Source organism: Pseudomonas sp. BN606 (genome assembly GCF_029873115.1).
Lineage (GTDB): Bacteria > Pseudomonadota > Gammaproteobacteria > Pseudomonadales > Pseudomonadaceae > Metapseudomonas.
On the sequence record NZ_SSOF01000085.1, the window covers coordinates 15,410 to 29,984 of the forward strand.

The window sequence follows — 14,575 nt, forward strand, 5'->3', positions numbered from 1 at the left end:
AAGAATGATCAGAGTCAGAGGAGGCAAGCGATGACCGACCTGAACCAGACCGCGTTTCAGAAGTACGCGGACAAGGCAGTTGAAAGAATAGAGATCGATACGCTGGTTGTTGGTGCCGGTCAGGCCGGCGTGGCCATGAGTGAGCACCTGACCAAGCTCGGGGTACCGCATCTGGTACTGGAGCGCAATCGAATCGCGGAAGCCTGGCGCACCGGGCGCTGGGATTCGCTGGTGGCCAATGGGCCGGCCTGGCACGACCGCTTCCCCGGGTTGGAATTCGACCTCGATCCCGACGCCTTCGCTCCCAAAGAGCAGGTTGCAGCTTACTTCGAAGCCTACGCCAAGCAGTTCGATGCCCCGATCCGCACCGGCGTGGAAGTGAAATCAGTGGTGCGCAATATCGACCGTCCGGGGTTCACCATCGAAACCTCCGAGGGTGTGATCCAGGCAAACCGAGTGGTGGCCGCTACCGGGCCTTTCCAGCGCCCGATCATTCCGCCGATTGCGCCGACCAATGCAAGGGTCACGCAGATTCACTCGGCCCAGTACCGCAATCCGCAGCAACTGCCTGAAGGCGGCGTGCTGGTGGTTGGGGCCGGGTCCTCGGGCGTGCAGATTGCCGATGAGCTGCAGCGTGCCGGCAAGCAGGTCTACCTTTCGGTCGGGCCGCATGATCGTCCGCCGCGCGCCTATCGCAACCGTGATTTCTGCTGGTGGCTTGGCGTGCTCGGTCTGTGGGACGCGGAGGCCGCCCAACCTGGCAAGGAACACGTGACCATCGCCGTGAGCGGGGCCCGTGGTGGCCATACGGTCGACTTCCGTGGACTGGCCCATCAGGGAGTGACGTTGGTTGGGCTCACCAAGTCGTTCGATGGCGACGCGGTCACCTTCCAGGCAGACCTTGTGGAGAACATCGCCCGCGGTGATGAGAACTACCTGTCCCTGCTGGATGCAGCGGACGCTTACATCGAGCGCAATGGACTCGACCTCCCGGAGGAGCCCGAAGCCCGCGCTACTTACCCGGACCCGGAATGCATGAGCAATCCGATTCTCGAGCTGGACCTGGCGAAGGCAGGGGTTACCTCGATCATCTGGGCAACCGGTTACGCGGTCGATTACAGCTGGCTGAAGGTCAATGCCTTCGACGCCAAGGGCAAGCCGCAACACCAGCGCGGTGTGTCGGCCGAGCCGGGCGTTTATTTCCTCGGCCTGCCGTGGCTTTCCCGTCGTGGCTCCACCTTTATCTGGGGTGTTTGGCACGACGCCAAGCATATCGCCGACCACATTGCTACCCAGCACAAGTATCTCGCCTACCGCGATGCCTCTCAGCGCCAGGCGAAAGACTGAGCGAAAACGTTTCCGTGCAGGCGACTGCCGCTATTCGTGTGTTCAAACAATCAGATTTCTGGAAGTGATTCGATGCCTACCCATACTCGCATCCGCATGTTCAATACCAAGGACACCTATCCGAACCAGTCGCTGGACAACGACCTGTGCCAGGCCGTGCGTGCTGGCAACACCGTCTATGTGCGCGGCCAGGTCGGTACGGATTTCGAAGGTCGACTGGTCGGCCTCGGCGATCCGCGCGCCCAGACCGAGCAGGCGATGAAAAACGTCAAGCAGTTGCTGGAAGAGGCGGGCAGCGACCTGTCCCACATCGTCAAGACCACCACCTACCTGATCGATCCACGCTACCGCGAGCCGGTCTACCAGGAAGTCGGCAAATGGCTCAAAGGCGTATTCCCGATCTCTACCGGGTTGGTGGTTTCGGCCCTGGGCCAGCCCCAGTGGCTGATGGAGATTGATGTGATCGCGGTAATTCCGGACGACTGGCAGTCGGCACAGGCATAAGGAGCAGGACCATGACGTTCTCTATCATCGGACGCTGCCCTGAAACGGGTCAGCTCGGCATCGCCATCAGCTCGTCGAGTATCGCGGTCGGCGCCCGTTGCCCCTGGGTGCGGGCCGGGGTTGGTGCGGTGGCGACCCAGAACGTCACCCTGCCGGCCCTGGGGCCGCAGATTCTCGATCTGCTCGACGCGCAGCAACTGGAGCCTGCGGCAGCCCTTGATCGGGCGCTCAGCACCAACGGCTGGAGCCAATATCGCCAGGTCACGGTGATCGATAGCCAGGGCCGCACCGCGCTGTTCAGTGGTAGCGAGGCTCTGGGCGTTCACAACGCGGTTGCTGGCGAGCAGTGCGTCGCAGCAGGGAATCTATTGTCTGCAACCCAAGTAATTGAAGCCATGGTGCAGGCATTCGAGACTGCACCCGGGCTTCTCGCGGACCGTCTGCTGGCAGCCATGCATGCCGCGATGGCCGCAGGTGGCGAAGCGGGTCCGGTTCACTCTGCAGCACTAAAGGTGATGGGTGATCTCACTTGGCCGCTCGTCGATCTGCGGGTCGACTGGGCGGATGAGGATCCCATCGGCCAGCTGGAGACGCTCTGGCGGGCCTATCGGCCGCAGATGCAGGACTATGTCACCCGTGCGCTGAATCCGACGGCGGCTCCCAGCTATGGGGTGCCGGGTGATGAGTGAAGTGTCCAGTCGCGATCTGCTCGAACGACTGATCGGTTTCGCTACCGTCAGTCGGGATTCCAACCTGGAGTTGATCGCCTTCATCCGCGATTACCTGGCGGGGCTCGGCGTGGAAAGCGAGCTCTTCTACAACCTGGAGCGCACCAAGGCCAACCTGTTCGCCACCATCGGTCCTCGCGACCGAGGTGGTGTTGTGCTTTCAGGTCATACCGACGTAGTGCCTGTGGAGGGGCAGGCCTGGACGGTCGAGCCGTTCAGGCTGACGGAGAGGGAAGGGCGCTTTTATGGGCGCGGTACGGCGGATATGAAAGGCTTCATCGCCTCCGTCCTGGCCGCAGTACCAGCCTTTCTGGAGCAGCCGCTGACGCTTCCGGTACATCTGGCCTTCTCTTATGACGAGGAGGTGGGCTGCCTGGGTGTGCGACCCATGCTGGCGGAGTTGGAGAAGCGTCCACATAAGCCGCGCTTGTGCCTGATCGGCGAACCCACGGAGTTGAAGCCGGTGCTAGGCCATAAGGGCAAGCTGGCCATGCGCTGTCAGATTCAAGGTGCCGCCTGCCATTCCGCCTACGCGCCCTATGGCGTGAATGCCATCGAGTACTCGGCGCGGCTGATTGGCAAGCTGGGCGAGATTGGCGCGGATCTGGCCCGGCCGGAACGCCATGACGAGCGTTTCGATCCACCTTTTTCCACGGTGCAGACTGGTACCATCAAAGGCGGACGGGCGTTGAATATCGTCCCGGCGGAATGCGAGTTCGACTTCGAGGTGCGTGCTCTGCCGGGATTCGATGCGCAGCAGGTGGCCGATGAGCTGCAGGTTTATGCCGAGGCCGAGCTGGCACCGCAGATGCGCAGGGTACAAGCGAACACGGGCATCAGCCTGAGGCCATTGAGTGCCTATCCGGGGCTGGCCACTCCGCCCGACAGTGAAGCAGCTCGTCTGTTGGCACTTATCTGTGGTTCGGCGGAGTTCGGCACAGTGGCATTTGGCACCGAGGGCGGGTTGTTCGACCAGGCCGGCATTCCAACTGTCGTCTGTGGCCCGGGCAGCATGGATCAAGGCCATAAGCCCGACGAATACGTCAGCTTGGAACAGCTGGCGGAGTGCGACTTGATGCTGCGCCGCCTGGCGCTTTATCTGCAGCGCGAAGACCGCCTGCTGTAGACTGCCGCACCCCTATCTATATGGCTGGGCTGCGTGATTGACGGGCGTCAACCCCATTGCTACCATTCCAGCCCTTATGTTGGCTCGATTCCTCCGTCCGGAGGTTGAAAAAGCCAATGTCAACCCCGAGTTTTGCGTCGGTTTCCGCATTCGCGGAAGACGGCGCCACCGGGGCGGCGCGGGATACCAGCTTCGATCCCCGTCGCTTCTATTGATGACTTGACCGCATTGGCTGGAGTGCGGAATAGGGCCTTTCCTGGCCTTTGACTACAGGTATGAACATGAGCGAAAGCTTTGCAGAACTTTTTGAAGAAAGCCTGAAATCCCTCGACATGCAGCCGGGTGCCATCATCACCGGCATCGTGGTCGACATTGATGGTGACTGGGTCACCGTCCATGCTGGCCTGAAATCCGAGGGCGTCATCCCGGTCGAGCAGTTCTATAACGAACAAGGCGAACTGACCATCAAAGTGGGTGACGAGGTCCACGTTGCGCTTGACGCGGTGGAAGACGGCTTCGGTGAAACCAAGCTGTCCCGCGAAAAAGCCAAGCGCGCCGAGTCCTGGCTGGTTCTGGAAGCCGCCTTCAACGCCGAAGAAGTGGTCAAGGGCGTTATCAATGGCAAGGTCAAGGGCGGTTTCACCGTCGACGTCAGCGGCATCCGCGCGTTCCTGCCGGGCTCCCTGGTCGACGTGCGTCCCGTACGCGACACCACCCACCTGGAAGGCAAGGAACTCGAGTTCAAGGTCATCAAGCTGGATCAGAAGCGCAACAACGTTGTCGTTTCCCGTCGCAGCGTCCTGGAAGCCGAGAACAGCGCCGAGCGCGAAGCTCTGCTGGAATCCCTGCAGGAAGGCCAGCAAGTCAAAGGTATCGTCAAGAACCTCACCGACTACGGTGCGTTTGTTGACCTGGGCGGCGTAGACGGCCTGCTGCACATCACCGACATGGCTTGGAAGCGCATCAAGCACCCGTCCGAGATCGTCAACGTTGGCGACGAGATCGACGTGAAGGTCCTGAAGTTCGACCGCGAGCGCAACCGCGTCTCCCTGGGTCTGAAGCAACTGGGCGAAGACCCATGGGTTGCCATCAAGGCTCGTTACCCGGAAGGCACTCGTGTGACCGCCCGCGTAACCAACCTCACCGACTACGGCTGCTTCGCCGAGCTGGAAGAGGGTGTGGAAGGCCTGGTACACGTTTCCGAAATGGACTGGACCAACAAAAACATCCACCCGTCGAAAGTCGTTCAGGTTGGCGACGAAGTGGAAGTTCAGGTTCTGGACATCGACGAAGAGCGTCGTCGTATCTCCCTGGGCATCAAGCAGTGCAAGTCCAACCCGTGGGAAGACTTCTCCAGCCGCTTCAACAAGGGCGACAAGATCTCCGGCACCATCAAGTCGATCACCGATTTCGGTATCTTCATCGGCCTGGAAGGTGGTATCGACGGTCTGGTTCACCTGTCCGACATCTCCTGGAACGAAGTTGGCGAAGAAGCCGTACGCCGTTTCAAGAAGGGCGACGAGCTGGAAACCGTCATCCTCTCCGTTGATCCGGAGCGTGAGCGCATCTCCCTGGGCATCAAGCAACTGGAAGACGATCCGTTCTCCAGCTACGCCTCCATGCACGAGAAGGGCAGCATCGTTCGCGGCACCGTGAAAGAAGTTGACGCCAAGGGTGCTGTAATCAGCCTCGGCGGCGAGATCGAAGGTGTTCTGAAGGCTTCCGAAATCAGCCGTGACCGCGTTGAAGACGCTCGCAACGTGCTGAAGGAAGGCGAAGAAGTCGAAGCCAAGATCATCAGCATCGACCGTAAGAGCCGCGTAATCAGTCTCTCCATCAAGTCCAAGGACGTTGATGACGAGAAGGACGCCATGAAGGAACTGCGCAAGCAGGAAGTCGAGTCCACCGGCCCGACCACTATTGGTGACCTGATCCGTGCTCAGATGGAGAACCAGGGCTAATCACCCTGCTCCATTAGCAAAAAGGGCGGCCTAGGCCGCCCTTTTTGTTGCCTGTGATTTACCTTCCTGCGCTAAGGCTGTTCAAAGCCCCTCTGGCGTGCTAAAAATTCATTGAGCTGATCTAGCCGCTTGAATTAGAAGGGAAAACCATGACCAAGTCGGAGTTGATCGAACGAATCGTAACGCATCAGGGACAGCTTTCATCCAAGGATGTAGAGCTTGCCATCAAGACCATGCTCGAGCAGATGTCCCAGGCGTTGGCGACGGGGGACCGGATCGAGATTCGTGGATTTGGTAGCTTTTCACTTCACTTTCGTGCGCCGCGAGTTGGGCGGAACCCCAAGACGGGCGAGTCCGTCAGGCTCGACGGAAAATTTGTTCCACACTTTAAGCCGGGGAAAGAGTTGCGAGACAGAGTGAACGAGCCAGAATAACGAAGACTCTACGAGATTCCTTTCTGTGGCTTGGGGTGGATTAAGTAGTACCTAGCGTTCGATGGCCCAAAAATCATGTGCTGAGCAAGACGCTGTTTTTCAGGAAGGATACCGATTCGATTCCTTTCGTTCTATTTTGCAAGCTGTTTTGATAGCTTGTAACAGTTGCTTTATGTATTTTTATATTGGTTTAGAATCGTCAATCTGATTTTTATTTAATGGCTGCTTAGGGGTTCCTTTGAGTAACGACTACCACGGACAGATGGCTCGGGATGAAATTGGCCTTTCGACTCTACTTCTTGCGCTGTGGGAGCGTAAGCTTTGGGTGGCCATTATTGCTGCTGCTTGCACCCTGATTTCAGTCCTCTATTTATCCAAGGGGAAACCGATCTATCAGGCTCAGGTCTATTTGACACCTCCTACAGAAATTCAGGTTTCCACGCTGAATGTTGGGCGAGGAGCGGGGACCGAGTTTGCCGCCTATTCGAGCGACAGGGTGTTTGCCCTGCTTAAAAAGAACCTGGTCTCCGCTCAGGCGCGCCAGGAGTATTTCAAGCAGATTTCTCAAACAGCGGCGCCCATGGTTACGTTCTCCGTGGAGCCATCGCCCGAACGCTTGGTTCTTGTGGCTACTGGCGAAACATCCGAGTCGGTAGTTCAGCATGCGAAGGGGTTTCTGGTTGTAGTCGATCGCTTGGCGCGGAAGGAAATCACTGAAAGTTCCAATGAGGAATTTGCTGTCAAGAGAAAAAGCATAAAGCTCGAGATGGCAGCATTGCGTAAAGTCGCGAAGCTGAGAAGGGCCGATCAAATTCATAGGCTGCAGGAAGCCCTCAGTGTTGCCGAATCAATCAAGTTGGTGAAGATGGATGCTTCGCTTGCTGGGCGAGATGCAGTGGCTGCCATCTCCGATAGCCTGATGTATCTGAAAGGTACAGAGGTCTTGAAGGCCGAATTGCGAGTCTTGGAGAACAGGTCTTCTGACGATGCCTTCATACCTATGCTCAGAACCTTGCAGGAAAAGCTTGAGGTTCTTAGTGTGCGGGACGTAAGACCTGAAGATGTAACCGCCTTCAATCAAGATGGACGGATAGTTTCTTCAGAGGTTTCCGTTGGTCCGCGCAAAGTTGTAAAAGTGGCAATTGGTTTGATCTTTGGACTGGGTCTCGGTGTTTTTCTCGCACTTGCTCAGTTCCTAATTAAGCGTGGGCGCCTGTGATGCACAAAAGCCGCCTTTTGAGTATCGTTATACCCACTCACAATCGATCCAGATATGCAGTGGAGTGCGTAAAAAGCATACTCGAGATCGACTCCGATGAGTTTGAGGTGGTTATTCATGATACGAGCAATGATGGCTGCGAGTTAAGGGCCTGGGCGGCCGGCGTTCCTGATGATCGACTTCGGTATGTTCATTGGGGCGAACCCCTGTCGATGACTCAGAATCATGAGCACGCTATTGCACTGGCGTGCGGTGAGTATGTCTGCCTGATAGGCGATGACGATAGCGTGTCGAGCCAGATCATCGCAGCGGCCAAGTTCGCAGATGGAATGGGGATTGATATTCTCACTCCTGAAATCAAAGCGATGTATTCGTGGCCTGACTTCAAAACTAGCTTCTATGGCAGTGCTCATGCAGGCAAGCTTTATCTCGGAAAGATCAGCCGGCAATTATTGAAGAAGGACTCGGCGCAAGCCCTGAGGATGTCTCTGGATAATGCATGCCAAGGGACCGACGGGTTGCCCAAGCTCTATCATGGACTGGTTAGACGAGCGCTCCTGGATAAGCTCAGGGAATCTACGGGGTTGGTCTTCTATGGGACGAGCCCAGATATTTCCGTGTCATTAGGGTTGGCTCTTTTAAGTTCTCATTTTTATGTGGTTGACTTTCCCTTCACCATTCCAGGTGCTTCCGGGGGGAGTAACACTGGGCGCAGTGCAGTTAACAAGCACAAAGGCGATATCAAGAGCGACCCGCATATGCAGCCTTTCAAGAACCTTGATTGGCCAAAGGAGCTTCCGTTCTTTTTCAGTGTTGAAACCGTTTGGGGGCATTCTGCTTGGGAAACCTTGAAGTTGCGCGCCCCCGAGTTGTTGGCTGACTTTAACCTGAACAGGTTTTTCGCGGTATGCAAATCCCGGCACTCGGATTATCGAGAAGCAATAGGGGCGGCTGAAGCGTATCTCTCCAGTGTCACAGGACGGAGGTACTCTCCAGGGGCGGTAAAGCAGGCTCGATTAAAATTTTTCTTCGAGCGCTTGGTGGGAAGGGCCAAGCGAATGCTGCATCCGTTACCTAACAATGGCATGGAGGCCCACGGCCCGTATGAAAATGTTCGGTATGCAAAGCATATGCTTGAACAGTTATTGGGCGATGACCCAATGTTCAAGAGATAGGTGTCCTCGTGCTTGAGACGGTGGCCCAGGATCAAAAAGCGAAGATTTTATCTAGAGAGTCTCTGTTTGTATTCTTCCCTTATATTCTCGTTCTTGGGAATATCCAGATATGGTTCGGTACCAGTTCACTAACGGTGCCGTTTGCACTGATTGCTGTCCTGCCATTGATGATGCTTTCGTTTCTCAGGGGAGGAGATTTCCGGTCAATTCTGTTTCTGTTGATATATGGTTTCCTTTTCTTCCTGGGGCTGCTTTCTTCGGCTTATAACCCCCAGAGTTCCTGGGGGCGGCATCTGGCGAGCTTGATTCCAGTCTTTACCGGTGGTGCAGTGCTACTGTGTTTCAAGGATGTAGCCTATAATCGGAAACTGGAGGCATCTATTCGAAACGCGGGCCTGCTCCTTGGTTTCTTGGTGTGGTGCAAGTTTTTCTATGGCGCTCTCTATGTCTATATGACAGACGGCGGGTTTTATGAGCTGAAATCTCATTTGAGCCTACCCTTGGGAAATTCCAATTTTCTTGCAGTCTATCTCCTGTTCTTCTTGGCTTTCACCGTAGGAAAAGGCCAGGTTTGGAGTTCGCTGTTTATTTTGCTTGCAGTCTTCATGACGATGTCCCGGTTTGGGACGATGTTTTCCATTTTCACAATACTGCTCGCCTGTGCTGCCGGCCGCTTTACTGTGTCGGCAGTGCTATGGCCCCTGGCCCTGGTCTGTTTTTCTGTTTTTCTATTGATCATGTTGAATATAGGCGAAGCGCTTGCGCTTTTGAGAGAAGGATATTTCCCTTCTCTTCTCGCGAGGGCCGAGTTGTGGGAGCAAGGTAAAAACCTAGTCCAGGTTTCTCCGGTTCTTGGAGCTGGGCCAGGAGGGTTTACAACCCATCTGGACTCAATCGCGTGGCCTAGGCAGGAGTGGGGGAGTCACAACTGGATCCTGTCTGTCTGGGTGGAATACGGCGTAACCGGATTCTTGCTGTACCTCTTCATGATCTCTATGTTTTTTCTGCAAGCGCCAGTCAAGGAACGAGTACTTGGCAAAAGGATCAAGCTTGGTATTGCCATAACCTTGCTGTTTGGTCTGTTTGAGAACGTTGTTGGCATATCCTCCTACGAAGCGCTCTTTGCGTTTTCAATTTGTGTTCTTCTTAGCTTGCAGCGCCTCGATCTGAAGCCGGGAGTAGTGAATAGGGACTCATTATGAGTCAGATGAGACTGTCTCTGCTCGCAAGTCTCGCTGGGAAAATCATCTACGCCGTCTCGAACTTCCTAGCTTTCCCTATCTATACAAAAATCCTGGGGATGGAGTCAGTTGGTCTCATCGGCTTCTTCGTCATGCTGCAAATGATATTCATGGCGCTGGATGGCGGAATGACAAGTGCATTCACCAGAAGGCTGTCGAGCATGAAGAGATTTCGTGAGCATGCTCCCTTCCGTTACCTTGTATTGCTGAGTTCTTCTCTCGCGGCCCACTTCGTGATCTTTGCCTCCATTGGCATTCTTTTTGGTGGCGGCGTCTACCTTTTTGCAACGGAGATATCAGAAAAGTGGTTGATTGTTCAGGGGCTTGAGTTTGGTCTGGTTGTCGCCTGTGTCGAGTGGATGGGGATATTGATATTCCTAGGTTTCGTCTCTCTGATACTGCAAGCATATTTAGTAGCACGCGAGATGCTCGTTGTACATAGCGTCTTGTTTTCCCTGTACTCAATCTCAAGAACACTTGGAATCGTCTTGTACATTTATGTGTTTGAGGTGACTTCGGCGAAGTTGGACCTGTTTTTCGGGGCTCAATTTATGGTCTGCCTCGTTTATGTTTTTGCGCTGGTCATTGTTTGTGCACGATTCAGCAAGGGAGAGTTTCTACTCAAGCCTTCATTTTTATCGGTATTCCGTGATGGCCGATTCTCCCTGGGGGTTTTTCTTGTTTCAATTTCGTCCATTGCGGTTATTCAGGTTGATAAGCTTTATTTGAGTAAGATGATTGATCTGACTGGCTATGGGTACTATACGCTTGCCACCAGTCTTGCAAGTCTTCCCTACATTGTTTCCTCGGCTATGTATCCAGTGATCTATCCGAGGTTTTCTGCGTTGGTGAGCAGTGGCGAGCATTCTCGTATTCTCAAAATCTATACTGCTAGCTCTTGTGTGTTGGTAATAACCCTTCAGCTGGCCTCCATGTTTATCTGGTATCACTCTTCAGTCCTCCTGGAGGTGTTTTTCGCTGTGGAGGTGGTTTCTCATGTCACTCCCTTGCTACCGCAGTTGTTCCTCGGTACTGCAATTCAGTCATTATTGATAGTTCCATTTTCGCTTCAATTGGCTCATGGCTGGACCTGGTTTTCGTTGAAATTGAATCTTGCACTTGCTCCTGTCATGTTCGCGTCGCTGATCTATCTGGTTGATCGTTACGGTCTGGTTGGGGCTGCTTGGGTTTGGTTTGGTTATAATGTCCTATCTTTCCTGGCGACCAATATCTATGTGCTGTCCCGATTGAAGTACATTAAATCTGCGGCACGTGTCATGTGTCTGGCTGTGCTAAGTTGCTTGCTGGCCTTCTTTCTGTTTGACTTGGCCTACGCTCAGTTTTCATCGATGCTATCTGATGTCGAATCGCTTCTGGTTCTATTTACTGCGGCGGTACTCCTGATGTTTTCTCAGTTTTTCATCTTCAGAAAGTCCTTGGCGGGTTTCAATTGAATAATCCATGTGAAGTGGTTGGTGCTCGGGTTATCAATTTGATCAGAGATGCTCGGCAAACTGGAGGAGGAATCACGCAAGCGGTATTGCCATTGCACCGCGAGTTGCTACGCAGTCGTGTAAATTCGCTTTTGCTTGTAGGGGTTCCACCGGAGAACCCGCCAGAAAACACCATAAGTATTGGTGCGCGCGCGGAGTTGCTGCGGCAAGGGGTTGCTGGCCCTGCAGCGGATAGCATTGCCCATGTTCATGGCTTATGGACGCCATTCGAGTGGCGCGCGAGCAAGTTCTTTCTTGATCGATCCGTTCCCTTGATCATCAGTCCCCACGGAATGCTGGAGCCCTGGGCAATGGCTCACAAGAAGCTGAAGAAGATGGCTGCCTGGCATCTCTACCAGCGGCGCATCTTGTCCCGGTGCAAGCTGCTGGTGGTCAACTCCGAGCGCGAGCTGGGGAGTATTCGACGATTAGGTGTGTCCAATCCCGTGGCGGTCATAGAAAACGGGGTTGATGTGCCGGCAAACATTGATTTCAGCAGGGTCGATGGTGCTCGCGAAAAGATCGTGCTGTTCCTCTCCCGTCTTGCGCCTGTGAAGGGGATCAATGATCTACTGACGGCGTGGTCGCGAATAGTTAATAAGAATGGATTTCAATTGCATCTGTACGGCAATGCCGAGCCAGGATACGAGGCGAAAGTACGGGCCTGTATTCGTCAGCTATCCCTGGAATCCAGTGTGCGGGTGATGGGGCCGGTCTACGGCGAGAGCAAGTGGCAAGTCTATCGATCTGCCGACATTTTCGTTTTGCCGTCATATAGCGAGAATTTCGGCATTGTAGTTGCGGAGGCAATGCTCTCTGGCCTTCCGGTGATCACCACGGATGCGACTCCTTGGGGGCATCTGCAGGAGCGGGGATATGGCTGGATAGTCAAGAATGACAGCGCTCGGTTGGCCGACACGCTGTCCTGGGCGATGGAGCTGCCCGAGGCACGCAAACGGGAGATGGGAGAGGCTGCCAGTCAGTTTGCTTTGGAACAGTACTCATGGAAAAATATAGGCCGAAAATATCTGGACGCCTATGAGTGGGTGACGGGGAAAGGTAAAATCCCAGATTTCATTGATATTTGACGGTCCTGATATGAAGCAAGTTGCCCCTAGTGTACAGGGGGCATATTTGTATTTGGGTCCTCGCTTTAATAAGAATTCGATTGACCGTGTCTGATTATTATTTGTGTCTGTCTGGTGCGTGTCGACAAGGATTGTAGCTCAGGGCTTCTTAATGAAAATACTCATCGTGACTCAGTACTTTTGGCCTGAGTTTTTTATAATAAATGCATTGAGCCTGAAGCTTGCTGAGCAAGGTTGCGAAGTTACCATCGCAACTGGAAAACCCAATTACCCGGATGGCCAGGTATTTTCCGGGTACACGGAAGAAGGGGTGCAGCGGGAGGACTGGAAAGGCCTCGAGATCATCAGGGTGCCGTTGCGTACAAGGCGTGCGGGCGGCGGCCTGAATCTTTTCCTGAACTACTGCTCGTTTGTGATTTCCGGCATCAGGCATTTGCCAGGTTTACTGGGTGGGCGTCAATTCGATGTCACCATAGTGTTTGCGCCGTCGCCATTGACCTCAGCTGTTCCTGCTATTTTTCTTAAGTCTCGTACGAAGTCCCATTTGGCAATCTGGGTCCAGGACCTTTGGCCAGAAAGTCTTTCGGCTACTGGTTTCATAAAGAACAAGTTCATTCTAGCATTGGCCTCTCTGGGTGTGCGCTGGATATATTCCAGGGCGGACACCTTGCTGGTTCAGTCAAAGGCATTTATCGCGCCTGTCGCTAAGTACTCCAAGGCATCCAAGATTGTCTACTATCCCAACTCGATCGATGATGGGGAGATCCATTCTTCGGCCACTGACGAACTGCCCGCTGAGCTGGTCAGGGACTTGGAAGGAAATTTCTGCGTTGTTTTCGCTGGGAATATCGGCAAGGCGCAATCCATCGAGACTCTAATCGCCGCCGCAGGGCGCCTTCAGCACCTGGAGAAATTCAAGCTGGTGCTGGTCGGCAGTGGCAGTATGTCCGCTTTCGTGGTGGAAGAAGTCGCGCGTTTGGGATTAACCAATGTGGTGGTTGCCGGGCGATTTCCAATCTCGCAGATGGAACACATCTATTCGCGGGCTTCTGCGCTGATCGTCTCATTGCGCTATGAAGAAATTCTCTCTTATACGATTCCAGGAAAAGTGCAAGCCTATCTGGCATCAGGCAAGCCAATCATTGCCTGTATGAATGGTGAGGGTGCGCGGGTCGTTCTCGAGTCTGGGGCCGGTTTGGCCTGCGCTGCCGAGGACCCCAATCAATTGGCTGAAACAATTGAGAAGCTCTACACCATGCCAGCCGAATTTTTGGCCGAGATGGGCAGAAACGGGCGTCACTATTTCCTTGAAAACTTCGAAATGGCCCACCAGGCCAAGAATCTCATCAATATCCTGGCCTCTCGTGCCGGCAAGGGCTGATTTCTAATGAAGATACTGATTCTGGGTGTCACCGGTATGCTCGGTAGTGCCACGTTCAAGGTGCTGTCCAAGAGTGGTCAGCACGATGTATATGGCACGCTTCGCTCGGCCGCAGGCAAGAGAAACTTCGATGAAAACTTTCATCAGCATCTGATCGAGGGCGTGGATGTCCTGGATCAGGATGCTCTTGCCCGGGTGCTTGCCTTCGTAAGGCCGGAGGTGGTGATCAATTGCGTCGGGCTGATCAAGCAATTGTCAGATGCCAAGGATCCCCTGTCTGCATTGCCTATCAATGCAATGCTTCCGCATCGCCTAGCGAACCTGTGCACGCTCATCGACGCACGGCTAGTGCATATCAGTACTGATTGCGTCTTCTCGGGAGCAAGGGGAATGTATCTCGAGTCTGATGTTTCTGATGCGGAGGATCTATATGGCAAGTCCAAGTATATTGGCGAAGTACACGACCGGCCTAATGTCATTACCCTCAGGACGTCAATCATCGGCCATGAACTGAACTCCAACTACTCGCTGGTGGATTGGTTCCTTAGCCAGGAAGAAAGTGTAAAGGGCTTTCGACAGGCGGTCTTTTCAGGGCTTCCGACCGTGGTCTTGGCTGACGTGATCCAGCGTTACGTGTTGCCTGACTCGAGCTTGAGTGGGCTCTATCATGTGTCGGCTGAGCCGATTGACAAGTATACTTTGTTGACTTTTATTTCAGAGGTCTACGGCAAGCAAATTGCCATCATTCCAGATGAAAAGCTGAAGATTGACCGCTCCTTGGACTCTTCTCGCTTTCGGGCAGCCACGGGGTTCGAACCGCCGGCTTGGCGTGAGCTTATTCGTACGATGTTCGAACAGTACTGACTGGGAAATTTAAT

The 14,575-nt window shown here is 54.2% G+C and carries 13 protein-coding genes; all 13 read left to right on the plus strand.

The window, feature by feature from the left end; translation table 11 throughout:
* Positions 1-30: 30 nt before the first annotated feature.
* The 13 genes from E8E75_RS27240 (at position 31) to E8E75_RS27300 (ending at position 14,561) form a co-directional block, all read left to right on the plus strand.
* On the plus strand, positions 31-1,347 hold the full coding sequence (locus E8E75_RS27240; protein ID WP_153921000.1) for an NAD(P)/FAD-dependent oxidoreductase: 1,317 nt from the start codon (positions 31-33) through the stop codon (positions 1,345-1,347).
* Between the two features lie 72 nt (positions 1,348-1,419).
* Positions 1,420-1,851, plus strand: coding sequence for a RidA family protein (locus tag E8E75_RS27245; protein WP_077525271.1), 432 nt, complete (start codon positions 1,420-1,422; stop codon positions 1,849-1,851).
* 11 nt (positions 1,852-1,862) lie between these two features.
* Entirely contained in the window at positions 1,863-2,540 is a 678-nt protein-coding gene (locus E8E75_RS27250) for a DUF1028 domain-containing protein (RefSeq protein ID WP_153921002.1), read from the plus strand.
* A complete protein-coding gene (argE, locus tag E8E75_RS27255; protein ID WP_280359961.1) occupies positions 2,533-3,705 on the plus strand; it encodes an acetylornithine deacetylase in 1,173 nt (390 codons plus the stop codon). Before E8E75_RS27250 ends, argE begins: the two co-directional genes overlap by 8 nt.
* Positions 3,706-3,986: 281 nt before the next feature.
* Positions 3,987-5,666: a 30S ribosomal protein S1 gene (gene rpsA, locus E8E75_RS27260; protein ID WP_077525291.1), complete on the plus strand. Its 1,680-nt coding sequence runs from the start codon at positions 3,987-3,989 to the stop codon at positions 5,664-5,666.
* Positions 5,667-5,815: 149 nt separating this feature from the next.
* Positions 5,816-6,100, plus strand: a complete 285-nt coding sequence (ihfB, locus tag E8E75_RS27265) for an integration host factor subunit beta (RefSeq protein WP_120651811.1) — start codon at positions 5,816-5,818, stop codon at positions 6,098-6,100.
* A 238-nt stretch (positions 6,101-6,338) separates the two neighbouring features.
* On the plus strand, positions 6,339-7,319 hold the full coding sequence (locus E8E75_RS27270; protein ID WP_153921006.1) for a Wzz/FepE/Etk N-terminal domain-containing protein: 981 nt from the start codon (positions 6,339-6,341) through the stop codon (positions 7,317-7,319).
* Positions 7,319-8,494, plus strand: a complete 1,176-nt coding sequence (locus E8E75_RS27275) for a glycosyltransferase (RefSeq protein ID WP_120651809.1) — start codon at positions 7,319-7,321, stop codon at positions 8,492-8,494. The genes E8E75_RS27270 and E8E75_RS27275 overlap by 1 nt, the downstream gene beginning before the upstream one ends.
* 8 nt (positions 8,495-8,502) lie before the next feature.
* Positions 8,503-9,696 carry an O-antigen ligase family protein gene (locus tag E8E75_RS27280; protein ID WP_153921008.1) on the plus strand — a complete coding sequence of 398 codons (1,194 nt, stop codon included), beginning with the start codon at positions 8,503-8,505 and terminating at the stop codon, positions 9,694-9,696.
* A complete protein-coding gene (locus E8E75_RS27285) occupies positions 9,693-11,189 on the plus strand; it encodes a hypothetical protein (protein WP_153921009.1) in 1,497 nt (498 codons plus the stop codon). The genes E8E75_RS27280 and E8E75_RS27285 overlap by 4 nt, the downstream gene beginning before the upstream one ends.
* 14 nt (positions 11,190-11,203) lie before the next feature.
* Positions 11,204-12,316 carry a glycosyltransferase gene (locus E8E75_RS27290; RefSeq protein ID WP_280359985.1) on the plus strand — a complete coding sequence of 371 codons (1,113 nt, stop codon included), beginning with the start codon at positions 11,204-11,206 and terminating at the stop codon, positions 12,314-12,316.
* A gap of 151 nt (positions 12,317-12,467) precedes the next feature.
* On the plus strand, positions 12,468-13,697 hold the full coding sequence (locus E8E75_RS27295) for a glycosyltransferase family 4 protein (protein ID WP_153921014.1): 1,230 nt from the start codon (positions 12,468-12,470) through the stop codon (positions 13,695-13,697).
* Positions 13,698-13,703: 6 nt separating this feature from the next.
* Positions 13,704-14,561 (plus strand): SDR family oxidoreductase, encoded by an 858-nt coding sequence (locus tag E8E75_RS27300; RefSeq protein WP_153921016.1) that lies wholly within the window; start codon positions 13,704-13,706, stop codon positions 14,559-14,561.
* Positions 14,562-14,575 lie beyond the last annotated feature (14 nt).